Origin of the sequence: Mesorhizobium sp. M6A.T.Ce.TU.002.03.1.1 (assembly GCF_003997275.1) — a bacterium.
Classification (GTDB): domain Bacteria; phylum Pseudomonadota; class Alphaproteobacteria; order Rhizobiales; family Rhizobiaceae; genus Mesorhizobium; species Mesorhizobium mediterraneum.
The window spans coordinates 1-23,061 of the sequence record NZ_RZTI01000096.1 but is presented as its reverse complement, the minus strand read 5'-3'; the positions used below and the strand labels follow the sequence as shown (position 1 = coordinate 23,061).

Sequence of the window (23,061 nt, the reverse complement as noted above, 5' to 3'; positions counted from 1 at the left end):
GAACACGGTCGCGTCGAGGTCGCCCGCCTGCATCGCGGCAAGCGCGTCCTGGGTGGCGTCCACGCCGCCGACGACAACCGACTTCATGTCGACGTTGGCAGCCTTCATGGCCTGGATCGCACCGATGGCGCTTTCGTCATTGTTGGCGATCACGCCATCGAACGGCGTGCCGGTCGACAGCCAGTTGGTCATCAGGTTCTGCGCTTCCTCGCGTTTCCAGTTCGATGTCTGCTTGTCGATGATCTTGATGAAGCTGCATTCCGGAGTGGCGATCACATCGTCAATATCCTTGGTGCGCTGCACCGCCGCCTGGTTCGACAGCTCGCCCATGATCACATAGACATTGGCCTCGGTCTTGCCGGCCTCCTTGAACAGGCGGCAGACTTCCTGGGTTTCGAGAGTGCCGGACTCAACCTCGTTCGAGGCGACGAAGGCCTGGTTGTCCGGCAGCGTGTCGACGTTGACCGGCTCGCGGTTGACATAGACCAGCGGAACCTTGGCCGCAGCGGCGGCGTCCGACATCGCCTGGGTGGCCGAGGTGTCGACCGGATTGACGATGATCGCGTCGACGCCCGAGGCGACGAAATTCTTGATCTGGTCGAGCTGCTTGGCGACGTCGTTCTGCGCGTCCTCGACCTGCAGTTCTACGCCTTCCATGCCCTTGGCCTGCTCGATCATGCCGTTGCGCAGCACGGTGAGAAAATTGTCGTCGAACAGCGCCATAGACACGCCGATCTTGGCAGCGAGGGCGGACGAACTCATCAGCGCCGAAAACACGACGCCCAAAAGCAGTTTCTTCATTTTATTCTCTCCTCCACAGAATTGGTGTCCGGCTGCACCGATCTACCCGGAATCCCCGATCTCCCAGGGAATCTCTCCCGATTGCCATCTCCGTTCCCGATGGCGATTTCCGCGTTGACTGGAACGCCAAGCCCTCTGCTTGAAACAGATGTTCCGGAACGAAAGAACCAAAATACCTATCTAGTGAAATATTTATTCCATTCCGCCGGCGGGCGTCAAGGAGATTCCGAAATCGGATGGCGGATTTTCGGATAACGCCGCTGAGGGCCGGCAAACCTTCTGCAAGAATCCATCAGGCTGATGGTTCACATCATTGCCGATGCATCGTGGTGCCCGATCTGAAGCTGGATGCATTGGCTGAGCCCAGATGTTTTGCCCGAACCTAGATGTTTTCCGGCAGATAGATGTCGAAGGGCAGGAAGGTCTGGCCGGGCGCGTTGGCAGCGCCTGCCTCGATGGCATGCGCCATCAGATCGACAAGCTCGCGGCATAGTGCTGCCAGCGGCGTCGAAATCACCATGGTCAGGATGTTGTCGGCGAGCGCCGCGCGCGACTCGGCGTTGATCTCATTGCAAACGACCACCGGCATATTTACGGGCCTCGCTGCCCTGAGCGCGGAAACCGCGCCTTCCATGCCGCCGCCGGCGACGTAGCAGCCGGCAAGATCTGGGTACCGCGCCAGAAGATCGATCATCGCATCATGGGTCACCTGGTTGGCCTCCAAGTTGACCAGCGTCTCCAGCACCGTGAATTCCGGCGCATGCTCGCGGAAGAATGATCTGAAGCCGATCTCGCGCAGCTCATGACCATGGAAGCGATGACTGCCGACAAAAAGCGCGACCTTGCCGGGCTTCCTCGCCGCCCTGGCGATCATCCAGGCCGCGGTGCGGCCGACCTTGCGGTTGTCGAGGCCGACATAGCCCTCGCGGATGCCGGCGGCAAAGTCGGACAGCAGCGAGAAGACGGGTTGCCCTCTCGCCTTCAGCGCCTCGACGGCTGCCGTCAGCGTCGGATGATCCGGACCGACAAGGGCGACAGCCCTGGATTTCGCCGCCAGCTTGCGCATCTGGGCAGTGATCTCGCCGGGCGCCAGCGAACCGGCGAAGTCGATGGTTGCCACGCCGCGGAAGCGCTGCGATTGCGACACCGCCAGTTCGAGCTCCCGCGCGAAATCGCTGTAGAAAACATCATTGCCCCTCAGCAGCAGAAAGCCGAGCCGATATTCCGGCAGTTCCTGGCGCATCCGCTGCTTGATCAGTCCGGCAGCGTGATAGCCGATATCGGTCGCCGCCTCATAGACACGGCGCGCGGTTTCCTCGCGCACCGGCAGGCGATTGTTCAGCACCCGGTCGACGGTGGCGACGCTGACGCCGGAGGCGCGCGCCAGATCGGTGATGGTCGGCCGTTTTGCCATGGCTGTCTCTCTCCGCTTGCCAAAGCAATTTATATCATTCTGATGGGAAATGATAGAAACTATCTTTGTGATATTGAGCCTATCATGGCTTGGCGCTATTCCTAGCCTACGACGTTTGCGACCGCGGCCCGGTCATTGACCGGGGCGGATCGCAGGGCGCTGGTGGAGGCACTCCCATGGACGCAACGATGGACGCAGCACCGTCCCGGCGCGACTACAGCCTGATCGGCCGCGACGCCAAGCTCGCCGTCGAGACCGGGCTGGCGGCGGCCGAGTGGTATCACACCGACGTGCCGCGCAAGCAGATGAAGGCGCTGATGCAGCGCTCCGACGGCCCGGCGATCCGCGACACCATCATCTGGCTCGGCGCCTTGATCCTGAGCGGCGCAGGCGGCGCCTGGTTCTGGGGCACGTGGTGGTGCGTCCCGTTCTTCTTCGTCTATGGCGTGCTTTACGGCTCTTCCACCGATTCACGCTGGCACGAATGCGGTCATGGCACCGCGTTCAGGACGCAGTGGATGAATGATGTGATCTACCAGCTCGCCTGCTTCATGATCATGCGCAACCCGGTGACCTGGCGCTGGAGCCATACGCGGCATCACACCGATACGATCATCGTCGGTCGCGATCCGGAGATCGCGGTGATGCGCCCGCCGGATCTGTTGCGCGTCGTGCTCAATTTCTTCGGCATTCTCGATGCCTGGCATGCCATGAGCGACATGCTGCGCAATGCGGCCGGCATCGTCAGCCCGGCGGAAAAAACCTTCATTCCCGAGCAGGAGCAGCCAAAGGCGATCCGCATTGCCCGCATCTGGGCGGCAATCTATGCCGCGACCATCGCGCTGGCACTTTATAGCGGCTCGTTCCTGCCCCTGATGCTGGTCGGGCTGCCCAGGCTTTACGGCGCCTGGCATCATGTCATGACGGGCCTGCTGCAGCATGGCGGCCTCGCCGAAAATGTCATCGACCATCGCCTCAACAGCCGCACCGTCTACATGAACCCGATCAGCCGCTTCATCTACTGGAACATGAACTATCATGTGGAGCACCACATGTTCCCGATGGTGCCCTATCACGCGCTGCCAAGGCTGCACGAGATGATCAAGCACGACCTGCCGGCGCCGACGCCGTCGATCCTGGCCGGCTATCGCGAGATGGTGCCTGCCTTCCTGCGCCAGCTGCGCAATGAAGATTATTTCCTCAAGCGCGAACTGCCGCCGACCGCGAAGCCCTATCGCGAGGAACTCCACAACGATAACGATGCCGTCGCGGCAGCAGCGGAATGATATGCGCCCATGCCGGGCAAGTTGACCAAGCAAAAAACGCCGGGAGGACTGATGAGCGACTGGGTCGAGGCCTGTGATGCCGAAGACATCGACGAAGAGGACGTGATGCGGTTCGACCATGAAGGCCGCACCTTCGCCATCTATCGCAGCCCCGACGACGAATATTTCGCGACGGACGGTCTTTGCACGCATGAGAAGGTGCACCTGGCCGACGGGCTGGTGATGGACGACATCATCGAATGCCCGAAGCACAATGGCCGCTTCAACTACAAGACCGGTGCGGCCAGGGGCGCGCCAGTCTGCGTCAATCTCAGGACATATCCGGTCAAGCTCGACGCCGGTAAAATCCTCATTCAGATCGGGTGACGGTGATGACGAACGGGATGGTCATCATCGGTGCCGGTGAATGCGGCGGGCGGGCTGCCTTGGCGCTGCGCGATCTCGGCTATGACGGGCCGGTGACGCTGGTCGGCGACGAGCCGCATCTGCCCTATGAGCGGCCGCCGCTGTCGAAAGAAGCGATGGCTAGCGATGCGCCCGTGATCAAGGCGATCGCCAGCGATGAAATCCTGGCCGAGAGGTCGATCCGGCATATCCATTCGGTTCAGGCGGTGGCGATCGATCGCGCCGCGCATCTCGTGCGCCTGTCGGACGGCTCGGACCTGCCTTACGACAAGCTTTTGCTGGCAACCGGGTCAACCCCGCGCAAGCTGCCAATGCCCGGCCTCGGCCCGCGCTGCGTCTATCTCCGGACCTTCAACGATGCGTTGGCGATTCGCGCTCATCTCAGCGCCAGAAATCGCATCGCCATCGTCGGCGGCGGCTTCATCGGTCTTGAACTCGCCGCAGCGGCGCGCAGGTTGGGAGCCGCGGTCACCGTCATCGAGGCGCAACCGCGCATCCTGATGCGCGGCGTGCCGGCCGAGATCGCCAAAGTCATCCACGAGGCGCATGAAGCCGAAGGCGTGAAAATCCTGTGCGGCGACGGCATCGCCGCGATCGCCGACGATGGCGCCGAGGTGCGCATCGCGCTTGCCGGCGGACTGGACATCGTCGCCGATCTCGCCGTGATCGGCATCGGCGCAGTGCCGGTGATCGGGCTCGCCGCGGAAGCCGGGCTGACGATCGACAACGGCATAGCAGTCGATGCCGGGCTTCGCACTGGCGATCCGGCCATCTTCGCCGCCGGCGATTGCTGCTCGTTTCCGCTTGCCGTCTATGGCGGCCGGCGCGTGCGACTGGAAGCTTGGCGCAACGCGCAGGAGCAGGGCGCGCTTGCGGCCAGGAACATGCTTGGCGCCGGCGAAAGCCACGCGGCGGTGCCATGGTTCTGGTCGGATCAATACGGCCTGACCTTGCAGATATCCGGCCTGTCGGACGAGGGCCGCAGCACTGTGCGCCGCGACCTCGACGATGGCGCCTTCATCCTGTTCCACCTCGCCGAGGACGGCAGGCTCGTTGCGGCGAGCGGCATCGGCCCGGGCAACACGGTCGCCCGCGACATCAGGCTGGCCGAGATGCTGATCGCGAAAAGGGCCAAGCCGGCGCCGGAAGCGCTCGGCTCGCAGACGGTCAAGCTGAAGTCTCTGCTGGCGGCGTGAGCCGTGGCGCCGATTGCCTAAAGCCGGCGCCGCCCCTCATCTGCCTGCCGGCATCTTCTCCCCGTATAGTGACCCACTGTCGCTTAGGATTTCGCCAATCGCCAGCGCCGCAGAACGGGCGTTGCAGCCGATGCCAGCGTTCTTTCTCCCCCGTCACTATACGGGGAGAAATGCCGGCAGGGCAAGGAGGGCAGCGCAAACGCCCGAAAGGGGCGACTTCGATCCGGCTGAAAATCCGAATCTCAACACGTTCTAAAACAGCGCCTTCAGCTCCGGCAATTTGTCGTTGACCAGCCAGCCATAGTAATTTTCCTCGGGCAGCTTCTCCGGTTCGCCCGCGGCACGGCGCTTGTCGTTCTCGGCCTTCAGCGCATAGGCGCGCTGTTCCGGATTGCCGACATTGTAGAGCGTCGATGTGATCCCGGGGTTGTCCGATATGTCGAAGCCGGCAATGTTCTGGTAGGCATCGATCGATTTCCGGATCGTCGCCGCGACATAAGACAAGGTGAGGTCCGGATCCATGATGGTCTTGTAGACCCCGTTCGGATCGCCGACGTCGAGCTTCGGCAGGCCGGAAACCTGGTGCACGAGATCGCTCATCTGCAACGCCGTCAGCGGATTGAGTTGCCCAAGACCGAAGGTCTGGCCGGCATAATAGGGCTGGAAGAAAGTGGCGCCGAAGCGGTCATTGGGAAAGCTTGTCCCCCCGACATTCTTGCCGCGAAAGGACTGGTTCCACACCTGCTCGCGGCACGCCCACAGCGCGTAACTGTCCGATTCGCCGGCGCATTTGGCAAATTGCGGCCGTTGCACGAAATCGGTGATGTCCTCGCCTTCATAGGCGAAGGACAGCTTGCTCGACAGATAGGAGATCGCCTTGACGTAGTAGGTCTGCAGCCGGTCGTAGGCGTCGACATTGTAGGTGTGCTCGCCGACGATGGCGCCGACGATGTGCATCGGATCGATGCCATAGGTCGCCGCCGCTTGGCTGATCTTGCCGCGAAGATCGGCGTCGTTCTGCAGCAGCGCATAGACCTTGCGGTATTTTGCCTGGAAAGTGGTGTTGGTGGCCTGGGTGCGCCGGCTCGAGGCGCCCGGTATGTTGGGCTGCTCGGCATGACTGTTGCCCGGCGGCACCATCGTCGCCGCTTGCGCAGCGAACATGGCTGTCGCCAGCGTCAGCCCGAGAATGACGAGGATCAGTTTTTTCATGCGCCGCCGCCTGTAATAGTCGCCGGGCAAACTAGGTAAAGCCCCAGGTCGAGTCGAGAGCCCTTCGACAACTGAGACAAAAGGTGGCCAGATGCTTCCATTTGGCCACACACTGCGGAATGTCCGGAAATCGCCCGTCGCCCGGGCACCGGGCTTGGCCGGCGCCGTCTTACAGGATGAAACGCGACAAATCCGTGTTTCTGGACAGGTCGCCGACATGCTTTTGCACATAGGCGGCGTCGATGGTCACCGACGTGCCGTGGCGATCCGGCGCGTCATAGGAGATCTCGTCCAGCACCCGCTCCATCACCGTCTGCAGCCGCCTGGCGCCGATGTTCTCGACGCTGGCGTTGAGATCGACGGCAATGCCGGCCAGCGAATCGATGGCGTCGTCGGTGAAGACGAGGTCGACGCCCTCGGTCTTCATCAGCGCGATATACTGCTTGATCAGGCTGGCCTCGGTCTCAGTCAGGATGCGGACGAAATCGTCCTTCTCCAGCGCCCGCAGCTCGACGCGGATCGGCAGACGGCCCTGCAGTTCCGGCAGCAGGTCGGACGGCTTGGCGACGTGGAACGCACCCGATGCGATGAACAGGATGTGGTCCGTCTTCACCGGTCCGTATTTGGTCGCGACCGTTGTGCCTTCGACAAGCGGCAGCAGGTCGCGCTGCACGCCTTCGCGGGAAACACCGGCGCCCATGCCGCCCTCGCGCGAGGCGATCTTGTCGATCTCGTCGAGGAAGACGATGCCGTCGTTTTCGGTCGATTCGAGCGCTCTGCGCACCACCTCATCCTGGTCGAGCAGCTTGTCGGACTCGTCGCCGACCAGCAGCGTGTAGGATTCCTTCACCGTCGTCTTGCGCGTCTTGGTCTTCTGGCCGCCCATCGCTTTCGACAGCATGTCGTTGATGTTCAACACGCCGATATTGGCGCCCGGCATGCCGGGGATCTCGAAGCCGGGCATGCCGCCCGTGCCGGTGTCGGCCACTTCGATCTCGATCTCCTTGTCGTCGAGCTCGCCGTCGCGCAGCTTCTTGCGGAAACTGTCGCGCGTGGCCGGGCTCGCCGTCTTGCCGACGAGCGCTTCCAGCACGCGTTCCTCGGCATTGATATGGGCGCGCGCCTTGACATCCTCGCGCATCTTCTCGCGCACCAGCCCGATGGCGATCTCGACCAGGTCGCGAATGATCTGCTCGACGTCGCGGCCGACATAGCCGACCTCGGTGAACTTGGTCGCCTCGACCTTGACGAACGGCGCACCGGCAAGGCGTGCCAGGCGGCGCGAGATCTCGGTCTTGCCGACGCCGGTCGGGCCGATCATCAGGATGTTCTTGGGCATCACCTCTTCACGCATCTGGCCTTCGAGCTGCTGGCGGCGCCAGCGGTTGCGCAAGGCGATGGCCACGGCGCGCTTGGCGTCCTTCTGGCCGATGATGAAGCGATCGAGTTCCGAAACGATTTCGCGGGGCGAGAATGTGCTCATATCACTAAATTCCACTTTGCCACTGCCGGATGGACTCGAACGGATGCAGCAGCATGATCACGTTGAGTGTCAGATTGTCCCTGATGATGTAGCCGACACCGAATTCGAAGATGAGAGCGAGGGTCACGATCACCCATATAGGAAGCCTCCGCGCCATCACAAATCCCACCACCATCGCCAGCGTGTCTGCCACCGAATTGATGATGCTGTCGCCATAGTAATCCAGGGAAATTGTGCCGGCGCGATAGCGCTCGATGATCAAAGGGCTGTTCTCGAGAAGTTCCCAACCGCCCTCTATGACGACCGCAAATGCCAGCCTGAGCCCGATCGGCGAGCGCGGGAACAGAGCCCACGCCAGCGCGTAGAACAGGAAGCCATGGATGATGTGCGAGAATGTGTACCAGTCGGAAATATGCTGGGAATTCTCCGAGCTCTGCACGATGCCGTGCCATAGCTTGACATAGCCGCATGTGCAGATTGGCGTTCGGCCCATGCCGTAAAGGGCTCCGGCCTGGAATATGATCAGGCCGAGGACGAGCAGAAGTCCCATCCGCCAGCTGTCTTCGTAGGCCGAGACGGATTTGTCGGCGCCGGTTGTGCTCATGCTGTTACTGCCCCTCTTCGGCGTCGCCCACTTCGACATCAATCGCCATCAGCAAAACGTCGCCATATTCCGATTGCCTTCGATCGATAGCTCTGAAACCGGCCTTTTCATAGGCGCGGATGGCTCGTCCGTTGGCCGGATCCGGGTCGATGATGACACGCGGCGCCCCTTCCTCGAACAGCTGTTCCACGAACTGCCGCACAATTGCCGAGCCGTGGCCGTGTCCGACAAGCTCAGGCCTGCCGATCGACAGATCGATGCCGAGCGTGCCGAACGGCTGGTCGCTATAGGGATGGCCGTCCTCCAGATGCGGGTCGTAGCTCTGCATGTAGCCGATCGGCTCGCCGTCGAGCTCGATGATCAGCGGTTCGACGGAAATCGAGTCGATATGCTCGCGGATCTGCGCGATCTCCGTCTCGGGATCATCCCACCACTCGGCGACATGCGGCTCGGCCAACCATGCCGCGATCATCGGCAAGTCCGCCTCGGTCACCGGCCGAAAATCATATCTATTCTCTTGTTTGGCCATGATTTCCGCCGAAAACCGGTTTCCACTTTTCGGGATCATGGCACGGCCTGCTCAGCCGGCATCGAGTGTTTCGATGACGAAATTGTTGTTGGTGTAGACGCAAATGTCGGATGCGATCTGCATCGCCTTGCGGGCGATCTCCTCGGCATCCTTGTCGCTGTCCATCAGCGCGCGCGCCGCGGCCAGCGCGTAGTTGCCGCCCGAACCGATCGCCATGACGCCATGTTCGGGCTCGAGCACATCGCCGGTGCCGGTCAGCGCCAGCGAGACCGACTTGTCGGCGACCAGCATCATCGCTTCCAGCCGGCGCAGATAGCGGTCGGTGCGCCAGTCCTTGGCGAGCTCGACGCAGGCCCGCGTCAATTGCTCCGGATATTGTTCGAGCTTGGCCTCGAGCCGCTCCAGAAGGGTGAAGGCGTCAGCGGTGGCGCCGGCGAAACCGGCAATGACATTGCCGCTTTTGCCAATGCGGCGCACCTTCTTGGCGTTGCCCTTCATGATGGTCTGGCCGAGACTGACCTGGCCATCGCCGGCGATGACCACCTTGCCGCCCTTGCGCACCGTCACGATGGTCGTGGCGTGCATGGTCAGTTTATCAGACATTTTCTGCTCCGATCAGCACCGATCCCGAAGGCAATTGGCGCGTTACGAGTGACTTGATCGGCCATATGTATGCATAGGCCCGATGATTGCAAACCGGTCATCTGCCAGGCTCGATATCCCCTGGCATGGCAACTGGCAATCGCCGGATCATGCTGCTAGAAGGCTCTCGTTTTCAAGCACGTGGGCGCTTGGAACGTCTGAACTCTGGACAAGGATGAGGTCATGCCGCCCCGTTCCGCCAACGCAAGCCGCAAGACTGGGGAAACCGACATCTCCGTATCGGTCCAGGTCGACGGCTCGGGAAAATCCGATATTTCGACGGGCGTCGGCTTCTTCGACCACATGCTGGACCAGCTTTCGCGCCATTCACTGATCGACATGACGGTCAAGGCCAAGGGCGATCTGCACATAGACGACCACCACACGGTCGAGGACACCGGCATCGCGCTCGGCCAGGCGCTGGCCCAGGCGCTGGGCGAGCGGCGCGGCATCATGCGCTATGCCTCGATCGATCTCGCCATGGACGAGACGCTGACACGCGCCGCGATTGACGTCTCCGGTCGTCCTTTCCTTGTCTGGAACGTTGCGTTCTCGTCACCGAAGATCGGCACGTTCGACACCGAACTGGTGCGCGAATTCTTCCAGGCCCTGGCGCAGAATGCCGGCATCACGCTGCATGTCACCAATCACTATGGCGCCAACAATCACCACATCGCCGAGACCTGCTTCAAAGCAGTGGCCCGCGCGCTGCGCGCAGCACTTGAAAGCGACCCGCGCCAGCCGGACGCGGTTCCTTCCACCAAGGGATCTCTGAAGGGATAGGCCATGGCCATCTATGTCGTGATGGAACCGCCGGGCCGCGGCGAAAAGCCTGATATGACGGCCTTTGTCCGTGATGGTTTTTCCTGGCTCGGCTTCCTCGTGCCGCCGCTGTGGCTGCTCTGGCACCGGTTGTGGATCGAGGCAGCCCTGGCCTTTGTCGCCATGGCTCTCCTTTCGATGCTTGCTGAAGGATTGAGCCTGGGGCTGGCAGGTCCGCTGCTGTCGCTGCTTGTATCGCTCTATGTCGGGCTGGAAGGGCAGGCCTTGCGGATTGCCGCACTGCGCCGCCGTGGCTGGCATGAATGGGGCGTCGTCGAGGCCGACAGGCTCGATGATGCCGATACGCGCTATGTGCTGGAAGCCGAAGCGCATTCGGATGAGCAAGCGCCCGCGCAACGCATCGTTCCCGACGCTGTCCATGCCCGGCCAGCACATATGGGCATAGCGCTAGGGCTGAACCACACGCCGGGAAGACCCTGACATGCGGGTCGCGATCATCGACTACGGCTCGGGCAATTTGCGCTCGGCCACCAAAGCCTTCGAGCGCGCCGCGCACGAAGCCGGCATCGCCGCCGCCATCGACCTGACCGCCGATGCCGAGCGTGTCAGAACCGCCGACCGCGTTGTCCTGCCCGGCGTCGGCGCCTACGCCGATTGCGCGGCCGGGCTGCGCGCTGTGGCCGGCATGTGGGAAGCGGTCGAGGAGGTCGCGATCGTCAAGGGGCGGCCGTTCCTCGGCATCTGCGTCGGCATGCAGCTGATGTCGGAGCGGGGGTTGGAGAAGACTGTTACAAAAGGCTTTGGCTGGATCGCCGGCGATGTCAAGGAGATCGCCCCGGCCGATCCTGCGCTGAAAATCCCGCAGATCGGCTGGAACACCATCGAGCTCACGCACAAGCATCCGCTGTTTTCCGGCATTCCGACCGGCGCCAAGGGACTGCACGCCTATTTCGTTCATTCCTATCATCTTGACGCCAGGAAAGCGGACGACGTGCTGGCGATTGCCGACTATGGTGGTCCGGTGACGGCTACGGTCGCCCGCGACAATCTCGCCGGCACGCAGTTCCATCCCGAAAAGAGCCAGGCGCTTGGCCTGGCGCTGATCACCAATTTCCTGAGCTGGAGGCCCTAGGATGAGCAAGAAAGGCTACTGGATGGCGATGGTCGATGTCCGCGATCCTGAGGTCTACAAGCAATATATCGAGGCGAACGCCGCGGCTTTTGCGAAATATGGTGCGAAGTTTCCCGTGCGGGCCGGGCGTCACGCGAACCCGGAAGGGCCGACAGGCAACCGCCATGTCCTGGTGGAGTTCGAGTCCTACGACAGGGCGATAGAATGCTACGAGTCACCTGAATACCGGGCGGCTTTGAAGTACAGGCTTGCCGCCTCGACCGGTCACTTCGTCATTGTCGAAGGCGCTTGAACGGTGATCCTGTTCCCGGCCATCGACCTCAAGGACGGCAAGTGCGTGCGCCTGAAGCACGGCGACATGGCGACCGCGACGATCTACAATGACGACCCGGCCGCGCAGGCCAGAGCCTTCGAGCAACAGGGCTTTGAATGGCTGCATGTGGTCGACCTCAACGGCGCCTTCAAGGGCCAGAGCGTCAACGGCGCGGCGGTCGGCGCCATCCTCAAGGCGACGAGAAACCCGGTGCAGCTTGGCGGCGGCATCCGCACCCTGGCGCAGGCCGAGGACTGGCTCGATCGCGGGCTGGCCCGCATCATTCTCGGCACGGTGGCCGTGCGCGATCCCGATCTGGTCAGGCAGGCCTGCAAGGCATTCCCCGGCAGGATCGCCGTCGGCATCGACGCCAAGGGCGGTAAGGTGGCGGTCGAGGGCTGGGCAGAGGCCTCGAGCCTCGGCGTCATCGAACTGGCGAAGAAATTCGAGGGCGCCGGCGTTGCCGCCATCATCTACACCGATATCGATCGCGACGGCGTGCTGACCGGCATCAACTGGGACGCCACCATCGATCTCGCCGAAGCGGTTTCGATCCCGGTCATCGCCTCTGGAGGTCTGGCCTCGATTGCCGACATCGTGCGCATGACCATGCCCGATGCGCAAAAACTCGAAGGCGCCATCTCGGGCCGCGCGCTTTATGACGGGCGTATCGATCCGGCCGAGGCACTGGCGATCCTGGCGGCAGCACCGGAGAAGGCGAGGGCGCGATGAAACTCTCGATCATCCTCGCACCCTATGACAGCGGCCTTTACCATGCCGGCTGTGGCCAGGGCCCCGACGCCATCATTGCCGGCGGCCTCGTCGATGAACTTGCTTTCCGCGGCCACGATGTCGTCGTCGAGGACATCGGCGAGGTCGGCGATGCCCAGAGACGCGAAATCGCGACGGGCTTCGCGGTTTGCCGGGCAGTCGCCACCAAGGTCGATCTGGCGCGCGACGATGAGCGTTTTCCCATCGTGCTCGCCGGAAATTGCCTGACCGCCGCCGGTGCGGTGGCCGGCAACGCCGCGGATTCGATCATCTGGGTCGATCAGCATGGCGATCTCAACACGCCCGAGACGTCCGCCTACGGCTTCCTCGACGGCATGGCGCTGGCGACGACGCTGGGGCTCTGCTGGCGTCCGATGACATCAGCGATTCCCCGCTTCCAGGCGATAGATCCATCGCGGTGCATGCTGGTCGATGCACGCGACCTCGATCCCGATGAAAAGCGCCTGCTGGACACATTGCCTGTCATTCGCACCCAATGCGCCGATGCGCTCGACAATGTCGGAAAGCTGAAGGCGGCCGGCGCGGTTCGGGCACATCTGCATCTGGATTTGGACGTTCACGATCCGGATGTGCTGCAAGTGAACCGCTATGCGCAGCCGGGAGGCCCAAACCCGGATCAACTGCGGCAACTCGTTTGCGGACTGGCCAGGTCGATCCCGATTGTCGGCGTCACCCTGTCTGCCTACGACCCGGCATTTGACGCCAAGGGCGAGGTTCCGCCTGTCGTCGGGCAATTGCTTGGCGATTTTCTTGCCGCGCTTGAGAGGATTTGATGCTGAAAGCCCGCGTCATCCCCTGTCTTGATGTCAAGAACGGCCGCGTCGTCAAGGGCGTCAACTTCGTCGACCTGGTCGATGCCGGCGATCCGGTCGAGGCGGCAAAGGCCTATGACGCCGCCGGCGCCGACGAGCTCTGTTTCCTCGACATCACCGCCTCGTCCGACAATCGCGAGACGATCTTCGATATCGTCGCCCGCACGGCCGAACAATGCTTCATGCCGCTGACCGTCGGCGGCGGCGTGCGCCAGGTCGCCGACATAAGAAGGCTGCTTTTGGCCGGCGCCGACAAGGTGTCGATCAACACGGCGGCGGTGAAGAATCCCGATTTCGTCGCCGAGGCGGCCGACAAGTTCGGCAACCAGTGCATCGTCGTCGCCATCGACGCCAAGAAAGTATCGGGTGAAGACGAGGCCGACCGCTGGGAGATTTTCACCCATGGCGGCCGCGAGAAGACCGGCATCGACGCAGTCGAATTTGCTCGGCAGATGGTCGATCGCGGCGCCGGCGAGATCCTGCTCACGTCGATGGACCGCGACGGCACCAAGGCCGGCTACGACATTGCGCTCACCCGCGCGGTAGCCGACGCCGTGCGTGCGCCGGTCATCGCCTCCGGCGGCGTCGGCACGCTTGATCACATGGTCGAGGGCATTCGCGATGGCCATGCCGGTGCGGTGCTGGCGGCATCGATCTTCCATTTTGGCACGTACAGCATCGCCGAAGCCAAGGCGCATATGGCCCGCGCCGGGCTGCCGATGCGACTGGACTCAACGGCTGATCGGCTCTAAGCATGACCGCCAGCGGGAACCGGTTTTCGGGAAAGATCATGCTTAAACAAGCAGATAGATGGCGCCATGGCTGAGTTTTCGCTCTCCGATCTGGAGATAATCATCAGGGAACGCGCGCATTCCGGCGATGCGGATTCATGGACGGCAAAACTGTTCGCGCGCGGCATCGACAAGGCGGCGCAGAAGTTCGGCGAAGAGGCGGTCGAAACAGTGATCGCGGCCGTTGGCGGTGACAGACAAGCGCTCGTTTCGGAAAGCGCCGATCTCATCTATCATTGGCTCGTCGTTCTAGGCGTCGCCGGCGTTCCGCTTGCCGATATCCTGACCGAACTCGAGCGCCGCACCAGTCGTTCGGGCATCGCCGAAAAGGCGTCTCGGCAGGACCGGGGCTGATCGCTGCGGAGGGTAGGAAACTCGATGGACCAGCTCGCCCCCACCGAGAAATATTCGCCCTTTCGTTTTTTCTCGGCGGAGCAATGGTCGCAGTTCCGTGCCGACACGCCGATGACGCTCGGCGCGGACGAGATCCGTCGTCTGCGCTCACTCAACGACCCGGTCGACCTCGAAGAGGTCAAGCGCATCTATCTTTCGCTGTCGCGGCTTTTGTCGGCCCATGTCGAGGCGAGCCAGCTGCTGTTCAGGCAGCGCCAGGCCTTCTTCAACGCGGTGGATATCGTCAAAACGCCGTTCATCATCGGCATTGCCGGCTCTGTCGCGGTCGGCAAATCGACCACGGCGCGCGTGCTCAAGGAATTGCTGGCGCGCTGGCCCTCGAGCCCCAAAGTCGATCTGATCACCACCGACGGCTTCCTGCTTCCCAACGAAATCCTGCGCCGCAACAACCTGATGGAACGCAAGGGCTTTCCCGACAGCTATGACGTCGGCGCCCTGCTGCGTTTCCTGTCGGGCATCAAATCGGCGCAGCGCAATGTCCGCGCGCCTGTTTATTCGCACCTGACTTACGACGTCATTCCCGGTGAGTTCCAGACCATCGACCGGCCGGACATATTGATCTTCGAAGGCATCAACGTGCTTCAGCCCGGCAAGCTGCCGAAGGACGGCAAGATCGTGCCTTTCCTGTCGGATTTCTTCGATTTCGCCATCTATATCGATGCCGAAGAGGAGCTGATCCATCACTGGTACATCGCCCGCTTCATGCGGCTGCGCGAGACCGCCTTCCGCAACCCGGACTCCTTCTTCCACCGCTATTCGCAACTTTCGCAAGCAGCGGCCCGCGCCATCGCCGAAGGCTTGTGGGCCAACATCAACCTGAAGAATTTGCGCGAGAACATCCTGCCGACGCGAGCCCGCGCCGATCTCATCCTGCGCAAGGGCGCCAATCATCTGGTCGAGGAAGTGGCGCTCAGGAAGCTGTGAAATTCCGAGCCATTCCTTAAAGTCATCTTAACCCAGCCTTTCTATTGTCGAGCCTGATCTGCGGGCTCCGGCAAACAATGAACGCGCCATTCCTTCATATTGATCGACCGGCAGCTGACCGCCTCGCACATCCGGGGAGCGGGACCGCCACGATTGCGCTGATCGTGCCGGTGCACAATGAGGAAGGCGCGATCGCGCCATTTCTGAAGGCTGTATGCGAAAGCATCGATCCGCTGCAGGAACATGGCGTTACCTTCGATCTCATCTTCGTCAATGACGGCAGCAGCGATGCGACGCTCGAACGGCTGATCGAAGCCCGGCAAGCCGATCCGCGTATTCGGGTGATCGACCTTTCACGCAATTTCGGCAAGGAGGCCGCGATGACCGCCGGTCTCGACAGCTGCGATGCCGATGCCGCAATTCCCATCGATGTCGACCTGCAGGACCCGCCGCATGTCATTCCGCTGCTTGTCGAAAAATGGCGCGAGGGTTTCGAGGTCGTTCTGGCCAAGCGAGCCAATCGGTCGAGCGACAGTTTTCTAAAGCAGCGCTCCGCCTCGACGTTTTACCGCGTTCACAACTGGATCGCGCAGCAGAAGATCCCGCACGATGTCGGCGACTTCAGGTTGATCGATCGTCAGGTCATCGAAGCGCTGCGCTCCTTGCCCGAACGCCGTCGTTTCATGAAGGGCCTGTTCGCCTGGGTGGGCTTCCGCACTGCGACCGTCGAATATGTCCGCGATCGGCGCATCGCCGGCCAGTCGAAATTCTCCGGCTGGAGGCTGTGGAACTTCGCGCTCGAAGGTATCACCAGCTTCTCCACCGCGCCGCTTGAAATCTGGACCTATGTCGGCGCGACGATCTCGGCATTGTCGTTTCTCTACGGCCTGCTGATCGTCGCCAAGACGATGATCTTTGGCGCGGACGTGCCAGGCTACGCTTCGCTGCTGGTCAGTGTTCTTTTCCTTGGCGGCATCCAGTTGCTCGGCATCGGCATCATCGGACAGTACCTCGGCAGGGTCTACGCCGAGATCAAGCAGCGTCCGATCTACATCGTGCGTCGCAAATATGAGGGGATGAACTGATGGAGCTCGACGCCTACCGACAGATGGCCGCCACCGAAGACGAGCATTGGTGGTTCTGTGGGCGGCGTGCCATCGCGGAGGCGGTCATTCGCCACCTCGACCTGCCCGCAAAGGCGCGCATCGTCGAGATCGGCGCCGGCACCGGTGGCAACATCCAGATGCTGGAGCAGTTCGGCGCGGTGACGGCTGTGGAAATGAGCGATCTCGCGCGCGAGATCGCCGGGGAAAAGACCGGCCGCGACTTTCTTGCTGGCCATCTGCCGGACAATATTCCTGTCGCGCCGCAAAGTTGTGACCTCATCTGCCTGTTCGACGTGCTGGAGCATGTCGCGGAGGACGAAGCATCGCTGGCCGCAATCCGCCAAATGCTGAAACCAGGTGGCCGCGTCATCCTTACGGTGCCTGCACATCAATGGCTGTGGAGCACCCACGACGTGGGGCTGCATCACATGCGGCGCTATTCCCGCAATCTGCTGCGTGAGCGCATTGAAAAGGCCGGCTTCACGATCGACCGGCTGAGCTACACCAATGCCGCGCTGTTTCCCGCAGCTGTGTTGGCACGATTGCTGGACAGGCTGCGCCGACCGGCCAGGCCAGCGGGCCACGCGACGCCGCCGAAGCCGGTCAATGCGGCGATGAAGGCTGTGTTTTCGGCGGAGGGCCGTATCGTGCCAAACGCAAGCCTGCCGTTTGGTGTCTCGCTGCTGGCCGTGTTTCGTAGGGATGGCGCCGTCGACACCGGCCGCCTCGACGAGAAACTGGCGGCCTGACCGCGCCATGTCGGCTACTGGCTCGTATCGTCGCCTGTCGCGCTTTGCCCTGATCGGGATTGCATCGACGCTGATCTATGCCGTTTGCGCTTTCCTGCTGTCGCGTGGACAGGCAACGGCTGGCCTGCCGGCAGCACTCACATCCTTTGCGGCTTATGCCATCGCCGCGCTGTTCTCTTATACCGGGCATAAATATTTCACATTCATCTCTGGCGGCAGCCACGCAATGGAACTGCCTCGCTTCCTCCTGCTCACCGCTTCGGGCCTCGCTATCGCGGTCGCTCTGCCGGGGTTTTTGACCCAGATGCTCGGCGTCCCTGCTTCAGTCCCGATCCTGCTTACCTGCATTGCCGTGCCGGTCATCAACTATGTCGTCCTCGGGCGCTGGGTGTTTCGTGGTCTCTAGCGCGCGATCCCTCGGTGAACCGCTGCCTACCATAGGCCGTTTCTCGCGGTTTGTCGGCGGCGCAGGTGCTGCTCCGTTGTTGCTGGCCGGCGTGGTCGTGGCGTATGCTGCCTGGTTATCGACGGTTGTGACGCCGACCAATGTCGATGTGTCATGGCTCCTGGTTGCGTGTGATCGGTTGCTCGGCGGAGAGCGACTGAACACCGACATCATAGAGACCAATCCGCCTTTCTCGATCTTTCTCTACATGCCGTTTATGCTCTTGGAAAAGCTTAGCGGCATACGCGCCGAAGTCTGGCTGACGCTCGGTGTCGTCTGCCTGAGCTTGGCCAGCCTGGTTGTTTCCGCCCGCATTCTCGCCCGCGTCGACCCGATTTACCGACAGCCTAACGCTCTCTTGGCAGCTCCGGTCGCGCTGTTCATGGTCCTGTGTTTCCTGCCGGACCAATTCGGCCAGCGCGAGCATTTCGCGCTGATTGCCATTCTGCCCTGGTTGGCATTGCAGTGCGCACGCCAGCGAACGCCGGACTTCGTCGCAGGCTCGACCGTGGAGCGCGTTCTGGCGGGGCTGGGCGCGGCCACCGTTATCATGCTCAAACCGCCGCATTTTGCCCTGGCCTTCCTGCTGCCCTCGCTGTGCCTTGCGCTCCATCGACGGTCTCTAAAGCCGTTCTTCGCCGTGGAAAATCTTCTCGGCGCTGCGGTCATCGTCATCTATGTGGCTTCCATTGCGATCTTCGACCGCGCCTATTTCAGCGAAATACTGCCCTTCGTCAGGGAGGTGTATCTGCCGCTGAGAGCTTCGGTCGTCGAGATGATGGCAAACTGGCCGAAGATAGTGCTGCTTCTGGCCGCGGCCGTCCTGCTGGCAGCGGGCGACATCAGGCGATTGCATTGGGACGTCCGGATTCCGCTCTTGGCCGCTCTCGGGTTCATCCCCGCCTTCGTCGTCATGGGCAAGGGTTGGCCCAATCACGCGCTGCCGATGGTGGTTGTGGCGGTACTTGCATTCGCTGTCCAGCTTCCGCGGTTCGGTGAGTTCCGCGCTGCAGGCTTCGTTCGCAAAGCCGGCCTTGTCTTCGGCTGCGTGTTGGTGCTGCAAATAACGATTAGAGCACAATACGCTGCGCTGACTGCGGACAACGAGCCGATGGAGCGGTCCGCCGCCACAATCAGCGCCACGATCGAAAACCCGACGATCATGTCGATCGCGGATCGGATGCAAGTGGGCCATCCTCTCACCAGGCTGGTCGGCGGCAGGTTCATGTCGCGTCACCCGGGCGCCTGGGCGGTGTTCAATGCGGAAATACTTGCTCGCAAGGCCGATGAATACGGACAGAAACGGAAATTTGAAGGGATCCGCGATCGGGTGATCGGCGAATACGCCGCCGAGATATCAGCGGAGAAGCCCGATATCGTGCTGTCAGGCTCCCCCTCGTGGACTGCCTTGATGCTGCAGGACGAGCGGGTCGCGGCTGCCTTGAGCGACTATCACGTGCTGCACGCCGAGCCGGAGATCACCGTCTTTCTGCGCGGCGGCGCGCGCCAATTGACGCCCGTTTCGAACTAGTTCCGTCCGGCCGATTGGCTGATCGAGGGAGAGGCTACAGAGAACATGGTAAGGGCTATCCAATCGTTTTATCGGAGAGCACATATGTCAACGTTCCGGGGCAGGACAGCACCGTGAGCGTCGCGAACGAGACTGGCGGCTGGGGCCGGTGGGGCAGTCGGGATTTTGCGGCGTCGCTGCATCCTGGCCGCAATGTCCTTGCGATTGCTGCGCTCACAGTCTTGTCGATCGCCTGTCAGGTGCGCTGGGGAACTATTCCGGATACGAGTTGGCTGATCACCGTCTGCGAGCGGATACTCTCTGGTGAGCGGCTCTACACGCAAATCTACGAGACCAACCCTCCATTCAGCGTATGGCTCTATCTGCCGCCAGTGGCTGCGGCCAGGTTGCTGGGAATCGCCCCGGAAGTCCTGGTTCAGGCCTGGACCTATCTTGCCGCACTTGTCGGACTTTCGTTCTCGGGCGTGATCGTCAAGCGTGCGGGTTTCGCCGAAGCAGCATCACTATTTGCATTGGCGCCAGCTTTCTACGCAATGCTGGTGGTCTTTCCCGGCAACGCCTTCAGCGAGCGAGAGCATATCGGCATAGCGCTTTTCATGCCGCTGCTCGCACTTCATGCCTGGCGCGCGCGCCGAGATGCAACGGCGCAACCAGGCTTGGGTCTTGCAGCCCTTGCCGGCCTGTCGGGCAGTGTTCTGTTGCTGATCAAGCCCTACTACGCGATCATGGTGTTGGCGCCGGCACTGCTCGTCGCAGCACGCCAATGCAGTCTGAAATCGGTTTTCGCTCCGGAGCACTGGGTCATAGGCGGCGTCTGCATCGCTTATTTCGGCGCGGTCACATTGATCCATCCGGAATTCCTGCGCGACGTTTATCCCCTGATGGCGGATGTTTATGCAAAGGTCAGCGTCTTTCTGCCGATTGTGATCGTCTACGGTTTTACGTGGGGCTTTCTCGTATTCCTGACGTGGTGGCTGTGGCCGGCCGGGCGATTTCCGGAGCTGGCGGCGGTAGCGCTGACCGCGTCGGTCGCCGGCATGTTCCCGCTGTTCTACCAGGCGAAAGGCTGGGCCTATCATGCCTATCCCGCCATCTTTTGCGCCGTGGCAGCCATTCTCTGCCTGCTGGCATTGCCCAGGATCGAGCAGCAGCAGCCAAGGCTGTTGTCATTTGTGACGGCACCTTCGCGAGCTTGGGCGCTGGCGGGGGTGGCGATCGCTTTCTTGCCGTACTGGAGCACTCAGAAGCCAGACCCCGCGCTGGTTGCCGCCATTCGCGCCGCGACCGATCGGCCGACCGTCGCGTTGGTCAGCCCGGACATTTCCTCTGGACATCCGCTGAACCGCATGATCGACGGGCAGTTCGTTTCGACCCATGTCAGCGATTGGCTTGGAGCGTTCTCGCTCCGCCTGTCCCAGCAGGCGGTCCTCTCCGGTGACACCGCCGAGGCGACACGTTACCAAGCCATCATGGTGCGCTACGCCGAAAGCAAGCGCGAAGAATTTGAGCGCCTGCGCGCGGATGTCATCATCTTCAAGAAAAACAACACCAACTGGACAAGCCAACTGACCGAGCGTTTTGGCTTTGACGCGATCCTGGCCCGTTACCACGTGCTCGCCGAAGACGGTGCCCTGCGCATCTATCTACGCGATGACTATGTCCGCCCCGGCCCGTTGACGGTCGGGCGCCTCACGTCGGCGTCGTCACCCGCCTCAGCGTCAGATTGATCCGTCCGCCATTCCTGAGCAACGCCGAGGTCGAGGGATAGATGCGGTCGACGCCGTGAAAAGAGAGGCGGCCTTCGCCGCCAAGCACGACGACGTCGCCGCTTTTCAGCCTGAACGATTTTGTGCCGCCTTCGCGCGTGCTTTGGCCGACCCTGAACAGGCAATCGTCGCCCAGTGAGACCGACACGACCGGCGCGGCGAAATCCTCCTCGTCGCGGTCCTGGTGAAGGCCCATCTTCGCGTCCGGCGAATAGAAATTGACCAAACAAGCCTCCGGCGGATGCGGATAGGCAGACACGTCCCGCCACAACTCGAGCAGCACGTCCGGGATTGGCGGCCAGGGCGTTCCGGTCACCGGGTGCGTCGGCTGGTAGCGATAGCCGTGCTCCTTGTCGGTGACCCAGCCGAGCGGGCCGCAATTGGTCATGCGCACGCTCATCTCCTTGCCGGTGCGCGGCATGGCCGGCACGAACAGGGGAGCCTCCTGGACGACCCGTCTCACATCCTCGACCAGCGCTTCCTGCACCGCACGGGACAGGTAGCCGGGCATGTGGCGGACACCTTTGGGCAGAACGAGCATCAGCTTGGTCGCTCCATTAGGTTCATCTGGCGGATAATGCCACCAACAAACAAGAACGGCGACCCGAAAGCCGCCGTTCTTCTCTTGTCGCGATTGCACCGGGCTTAGAGACTGTTTCGAAATTCGCTCTGGCGAGTCATATGGTGGTGGTTTCGAGAACCGGAGCGGAGCGTACTTAAGCACGTGAGCACCGGAAGCGCAGAAAACGCTATCAGATAGCCGCCGGAGTAGAGTTTCCAAACAGTCTCTTAGTCGAGGTCCGGTATGCGCAGGACTTGCCCCGGATAGATCTTGTCCGGGTGGGTCAGCATCGGCTTGTTGGCCTCGAAAATGATCGGGTTCTTCGCACCCTTGCCCTTGCCGTAGCTCTTTTCGGCGATCTTCCAGAGGTTGTCGCCTTTCTTGACCGTGTAGAAGGTCGGTTCCTTGGCCGCGGTAGCGGGCGTGCCGGACTCGGGTGCGGCGACCTGCAATTCGTCTGCCTGCACCTTGGAGACGCCGAGCGTGTTGCCGACGGCGATGACAGCCTTTTCGAAGATCGATTGATCCTTGACCACGCCTTTCAGGACGGCCGTATCGCCTTTGACGACGACTTCCACATTGTCGGTGCCGAGCGCGTGCGAATCGAGCTCCTTCTTGAGCGTATCGGCGGTCGGCTCCGGCTCATCGTCGCCGAAGCCGAGCTTCTTGCCGACGCCCTTGACGAAATCAAACATGCCCATCTGTGGTCTCCCTTGCTGTGGCGAATACAGAACTTGCCATCTGCAACCTTGAATTGGAAGCCGTCTCGACCGCGGGATCGATGTCGCGCCTGCCACATCGTGGACGCACGTCGCTCTAATCGTCGTCCACCCGGCCGCGCAGTTTCTTGATTGTGCCGCGCCCAGCTTTAGTCTTCAGCCGCCTTTCTACCGCGCCTTTCGACGGCCTCGTCTTCTTGCGCGGCGGCGGCGGCGGTTCGGCGGCCTTGGCGACCAGTTCCGCAAGCCGCGCGCGGGCGTCAGCCCGGTTCTGCTCTTGCGTGCGGAAGCGTCCGGCCTCGATGACGATGACGCCGTCCTTGGTGGCGCGTTGGCCAGCCAGCTTTATGGTTCGCTCGCGGACGCGCTCCGACAGGCCCGGCGCATTCGCCGCATCGAAGCGCAATTGCACCGCCGTCGCCACCTTGTTGACGTTCTGGCCGCCAGGGCCGGACGAGCGGATGAAGTCCTCATGCAGGTCATCCGGATGGATCACCGCATCGTCGGCAATGATGATCTTGTCGTCGGCGTTCATGCCGCAGTCATGGCGCGGCAAGCGAAAAAAGAAAAGGCCCGATCCCCGGGGTCGGGCGTTCCCGTTCCCCGGGTCGGGCCTCCCCGATCCCGGTCCGGGCCTTGAGGTGCAGGAT

At 62.1% G+C, this 23,061-nt stretch carries 26 protein-coding genes; 16 read left to right on the top strand and 10 right to left on the bottom strand.

Annotated features, from left to right (window positions below; genetic code table 11):
- The coding region (locus EOC93_RS23910; RefSeq protein WP_164759253.1) for a substrate-binding domain-containing protein at nucleotides 1-801 on the bottom strand (801 nt) is incomplete at its 3' end.
- Between the two features lie 382 nt (nucleotides 802-1,183).
- Nucleotides 1,184-2,215, bottom strand: coding sequence for a LacI family DNA-binding transcriptional regulator (locus EOC93_RS23905; protein WP_127205826.1), 1,032 nt, complete (start codon nucleotides 2,213-2,215; stop codon nucleotides 1,184-1,186).
- 176 nt (nucleotides 2,216-2,391) lie between these two features.
- Between EOC93_RS23905 and EOC93_RS23900 the strand changes: the two genes are divergently transcribed.
- Genes EOC93_RS23900 through EOC93_RS23890 form a run of 3 tightly spaced genes read left to right on the top strand, consistent with a single transcriptional unit; the run spans nucleotide 2,392 to nucleotide 5,102 of the window.
- Nucleotides 2,392-3,501, top strand: coding sequence for a fatty acid desaturase family protein (locus tag EOC93_RS23900; protein WP_245461524.1), 1,110 nt, complete (start codon nucleotides 2,392-2,394; stop codon nucleotides 3,499-3,501).
- A gap of 51 nt (nucleotides 3,502-3,552) precedes the next feature.
- Entirely contained in the window at nucleotides 3,553-3,867 is a 315-nt protein-coding gene (locus EOC93_RS23895) for a MocE family 2Fe-2S type ferredoxin (RefSeq protein ID WP_095485063.1), read from the top strand.
- 5 nt (nucleotides 3,868-3,872) lie between these two features.
- A complete protein-coding gene (locus tag EOC93_RS23890; protein WP_095484493.1) occupies nucleotides 3,873-5,102 on the top strand; it encodes an FAD-dependent oxidoreductase in 1,230 nt (409 codons plus the stop codon).
- A 252-nt stretch (nucleotides 5,103-5,354) separates the two neighbouring features.
- On the opposite strand, the gene EOC93_RS23885 is transcribed toward EOC93_RS23890, so the two are convergent.
- From EOC93_RS23885 to hslV, 5 genes are all read right to left on the bottom strand, one after another.
- A complete protein-coding gene (locus EOC93_RS23885; RefSeq protein WP_095484492.1) occupies nucleotides 5,355-6,314 on the bottom strand; it encodes a DUF1402 family protein in 960 nt (319 codons plus the stop codon).
- Nucleotides 6,315-6,483: 169 nt separating this feature from the next.
- Nucleotides 6,484-7,797 carry an ATP-dependent protease ATPase subunit HslU gene (gene hslU, locus EOC93_RS23880; RefSeq protein ID WP_095484491.1) on the bottom strand — a complete coding sequence of 438 codons (1,314 nt, stop codon included), beginning with the start codon at nucleotides 7,795-7,797 and terminating at the stop codon, nucleotides 6,484-6,486.
- Between the two features lie 4 nt (nucleotides 7,798-7,801).
- Nucleotides 7,802-8,401: a DUF2585 domain-containing protein gene (locus EOC93_RS23875; RefSeq protein WP_095485062.1), complete on the bottom strand. Its 600-nt coding sequence runs from the start codon at nucleotides 8,399-8,401 to the stop codon at nucleotides 7,802-7,804.
- Nucleotides 8,402-8,405: 4 nt separating this feature from the next.
- Entirely contained in the window at nucleotides 8,406-8,930 is a 525-nt protein-coding gene (locus tag EOC93_RS23870) for a GNAT family N-acetyltransferase (protein ID WP_095485061.1), read from the bottom strand.
- Between the two features lie 51 nt (nucleotides 8,931-8,981).
- Nucleotides 8,982-9,533 carry an ATP-dependent protease subunit HslV gene (hslV, locus tag EOC93_RS23865; protein ID WP_095484490.1) on the bottom strand — a complete coding sequence of 184 codons (552 nt, stop codon included), beginning with the start codon at nucleotides 9,531-9,533 and terminating at the stop codon, nucleotides 8,982-8,984.
- A 222-nt stretch (nucleotides 9,534-9,755) separates the two neighbouring features.
- On the opposite strand from hslV, the gene hisB reads away from it, so the two are divergent.
- From hisB to EOC93_RS34940, 13 genes are all read left to right on the top strand, one after another.
- Entirely contained in the window at nucleotides 9,756-10,355 is a 600-nt protein-coding gene (gene hisB / locus EOC93_RS23860) for an imidazoleglycerol-phosphate dehydratase HisB (RefSeq protein WP_095484489.1), read from the top strand.
- 3 nt (nucleotides 10,356-10,358) lie between these two features.
- Entirely contained in the window at nucleotides 10,359-10,835 is a 477-nt protein-coding gene (locus EOC93_RS23855) for a DUF2628 domain-containing protein (protein ID WP_095484488.1), read from the top strand.
- 1 nt (nucleotide 10,836) lies between these two features.
- Nucleotides 10,837-11,487, top strand: coding sequence for an imidazole glycerol phosphate synthase subunit HisH (hisH, locus tag EOC93_RS23850; RefSeq protein ID WP_095484487.1), 651 nt, complete (start codon nucleotides 10,837-10,839; stop codon nucleotides 11,485-11,487).
- A 1-nt stretch (nucleotide 11,488) separates the two neighbouring features.
- Nucleotides 11,489-11,779 (top strand): DUF1330 domain-containing protein, encoded by a 291-nt coding sequence (locus tag EOC93_RS23845; protein ID WP_095484486.1) that lies wholly within the window; start codon nucleotides 11,489-11,491, stop codon nucleotides 11,777-11,779.
- A gap of 3 nt (nucleotides 11,780-11,782) precedes the next feature.
- Complete coding sequence (hisA, locus tag EOC93_RS23840) at nucleotides 11,783-12,532, top strand: 1-(5-phosphoribosyl)-5-[(5-phosphoribosylamino)methylideneamino]imidazole-4-carboxamide isomerase (RefSeq protein WP_095484485.1); 750 nt, start codon at nucleotides 11,783-11,785, stop codon at nucleotides 12,530-12,532.
- Complete coding sequence (locus tag EOC93_RS23835; RefSeq protein WP_095484484.1) at nucleotides 12,529-13,365, top strand: arginase family protein; 837 nt, start codon at nucleotides 12,529-12,531, stop codon at nucleotides 13,363-13,365. Before hisA ends, EOC93_RS23835 begins: the two co-directional genes overlap by 4 nt.
- Nucleotides 13,362-14,156 (top strand): imidazole glycerol phosphate synthase subunit HisF, encoded by a 795-nt coding sequence (gene hisF / locus EOC93_RS23830; protein WP_164759251.1) that lies wholly within the window; start codon nucleotides 13,362-13,364, stop codon nucleotides 14,154-14,156. The genes EOC93_RS23835 and hisF overlap by 4 nt, the downstream gene beginning before the upstream one ends.
- 66 nt (nucleotides 14,157-14,222) lie before the next feature.
- Nucleotides 14,223-14,549, top strand: a complete 327-nt coding sequence (locus tag EOC93_RS23825; RefSeq protein ID WP_095484482.1) for a phosphoribosyl-ATP diphosphatase — start codon at nucleotides 14,223-14,225, stop codon at nucleotides 14,547-14,549.
- Between the two features lie 24 nt (nucleotides 14,550-14,573).
- Nucleotides 14,574-15,533, top strand: coding sequence for a type I pantothenate kinase (gene coaA / locus EOC93_RS23820; RefSeq protein ID WP_095484481.1), 960 nt, complete (start codon nucleotides 14,574-14,576; stop codon nucleotides 15,531-15,533).
- Between the two features lie 77 nt (nucleotides 15,534-15,610).
- A complete protein-coding gene (locus EOC93_RS23815; RefSeq protein WP_127205825.1) occupies nucleotides 15,611-16,618 on the top strand; it encodes a glycosyltransferase family 2 protein in 1,008 nt (335 codons plus the stop codon).
- Nucleotides 16,618-17,388, top strand: a complete 771-nt coding sequence (locus tag EOC93_RS23810; protein WP_095484479.1) for a class I SAM-dependent methyltransferase — start codon at nucleotides 16,618-16,620, stop codon at nucleotides 17,386-17,388. Before EOC93_RS23815 ends, EOC93_RS23810 begins: the two co-directional genes overlap by 1 nt.
- Before the next feature lie 7 nt (nucleotides 17,389-17,395).
- Nucleotides 17,396-17,794 (top strand): GtrA family protein, encoded by a 399-nt coding sequence (locus tag EOC93_RS23805; RefSeq protein ID WP_095485060.1) that lies wholly within the window; start codon nucleotides 17,396-17,398, stop codon nucleotides 17,792-17,794.
- 76 nt (nucleotides 17,795-17,870) lie between these two features.
- On the top strand, nucleotides 17,871-19,364 hold the full coding sequence (locus tag EOC93_RS34940) for a hypothetical protein (RefSeq protein WP_245329818.1): 1,494 nt from the start codon (nucleotides 17,871-17,873) through the stop codon (nucleotides 19,362-19,364).
- Between the two features lie 1,689 nt (nucleotides 19,365-21,053).
- Here EOC93_RS34940 and EOC93_RS23795 read toward each other — a convergent pair.
- From EOC93_RS23795 to arfB, 3 genes are all read right to left on the bottom strand, one after another.
- The gene (locus EOC93_RS23795; RefSeq protein WP_095484477.1) at nucleotides 21,054-21,671 is read right to left on the bottom strand and encodes an alpha-ketoglutarate-dependent dioxygenase AlkB; all 618 of its coding nucleotides are present in this window, start codon (nucleotides 21,669-21,671) and stop codon (nucleotides 21,054-21,056) included.
- Between the two features lie 248 nt (nucleotides 21,672-21,919).
- Nucleotides 21,920-22,393: a peptidoglycan-binding protein LysM gene (gene lysM, locus EOC93_RS23790; RefSeq protein ID WP_095484476.1), complete on the bottom strand. Its 474-nt coding sequence runs from the start codon at nucleotides 22,391-22,393 to the stop codon at nucleotides 21,920-21,922.
- A gap of 115 nt (nucleotides 22,394-22,508) precedes the next feature.
- A complete protein-coding gene (gene arfB, locus EOC93_RS23785) occupies nucleotides 22,509-22,946 on the bottom strand; it encodes an alternative ribosome rescue aminoacyl-tRNA hydrolase ArfB (RefSeq protein ID WP_077374749.1) in 438 nt (145 codons plus the stop codon).
- Nucleotides 22,947-23,061 lie beyond the last annotated feature (115 nt).

Bases quoted from the DNA above. Each gene is read 5' to 3' on its own strand.
- EOC93_RS23905 (WP_127205826.1), bottom strand. From the start codon at position 2,215: ATGGCAAAACGGCCGACCATCACCGATCTGGCGCGCGCCTCCGGCGTC.
- EOC93_RS23900 (WP_245461524.1), top strand. From the start codon at position 2,392: ATGGACGCAACGATGGACGCAGCACCGTCCCGGCGCGACTACAGCCTG.
- EOC93_RS23895 (WP_095485063.1), top strand. From the start codon at position 3,553: ATGAGCGACTGGGTCGAGGCCTGTGATGCCGAAGACATCGACGAAGAG.
- EOC93_RS23890 (WP_095484493.1), top strand. From the start codon at position 3,873: ATGACGAACGGGATGGTCATCATCGGTGCCGGTGAATGCGGCGGGCGG.
- EOC93_RS23885 (WP_095484492.1), bottom strand. From the start codon at position 6,314: ATGAAAAAACTGATCCTCGTCATTCTCGGGCTGACGCTGGCGACAGCC.
- hslU (WP_095484491.1), bottom strand. From the start codon at position 7,797: ATGAGCACATTCTCGCCCCGCGAAATCGTTTCGGAACTCGATCGCTTC.
- EOC93_RS23875 (WP_095485062.1), bottom strand. From the start codon at position 8,401: ATGAGCACAACCGGCGCCGACAAATCCGTCTCGGCCTACGAAGACAGC.
- EOC93_RS23870 (WP_095485061.1), bottom strand. From the start codon at position 8,930: ATGGCCAAACAAGAGAATAGATATGATTTTCGGCCGGTGACCGAGGCG.
- hslV (WP_095484490.1), bottom strand. From the start codon at position 9,533: ATGTCTGATAAACTGACCATGCACGCCACGACCATCGTGACGGTGCGC.
- hisB (WP_095484489.1), top strand. From the start codon at position 9,756: ATGCCGCCCCGTTCCGCCAACGCAAGCCGCAAGACTGGGGAAACCGAC.
- EOC93_RS23855 (WP_095484488.1), top strand. From the start codon at position 10,359: ATGGCCATCTATGTCGTGATGGAACCGCCGGGCCGCGGCGAAAAGCCT.
- hisH (WP_095484487.1), top strand. From the start codon at position 10,837: ATGCGGGTCGCGATCATCGACTACGGCTCGGGCAATTTGCGCTCGGCC.
- EOC93_RS23845 (WP_095484486.1), top strand. From the start codon at position 11,489: ATGAGCAAGAAAGGCTACTGGATGGCGATGGTCGATGTCCGCGATCCT.
- EOC93_RS23835 (WP_095484484.1), top strand. From the start codon at position 12,529: ATGAAACTCTCGATCATCCTCGCACCCTATGACAGCGGCCTTTACCAT.
- EOC93_RS23825 (WP_095484482.1), top strand. From the start codon at position 14,223: ATGGCTGAGTTTTCGCTCTCCGATCTGGAGATAATCATCAGGGAACGC.
- coaA (WP_095484481.1), top strand. From the start codon at position 14,574: ATGGACCAGCTCGCCCCCACCGAGAAATATTCGCCCTTTCGTTTTTTC.
- EOC93_RS23815 (WP_127205825.1), top strand. From the start codon at position 15,611: ATGAACGCGCCATTCCTTCATATTGATCGACCGGCAGCTGACCGCCTC.
- EOC93_RS23810 (WP_095484479.1), top strand. From the start codon at position 16,618: ATGGAGCTCGACGCCTACCGACAGATGGCCGCCACCGAAGACGAGCAT.
- EOC93_RS23805 (WP_095485060.1), top strand. From the start codon at position 17,396: ATGTCGGCTACTGGCTCGTATCGTCGCCTGTCGCGCTTTGCCCTGATC.
- EOC93_RS23795 (WP_095484477.1), bottom strand. From the start codon at position 21,671: ATGCTCGTTCTGCCCAAAGGTGTCCGCCACATGCCCGGCTACCTGTCC.
- lysM (WP_095484476.1), bottom strand. From the start codon at position 22,393: ATGGGCATGTTTGATTTCGTCAAGGGCGTCGGCAAGAAGCTCGGCTTC.
- arfB (WP_077374749.1), bottom strand. From the start codon at position 22,946: ATGAACGCCGACGACAAGATCATCATTGCCGACGATGCGGTGATCCAT.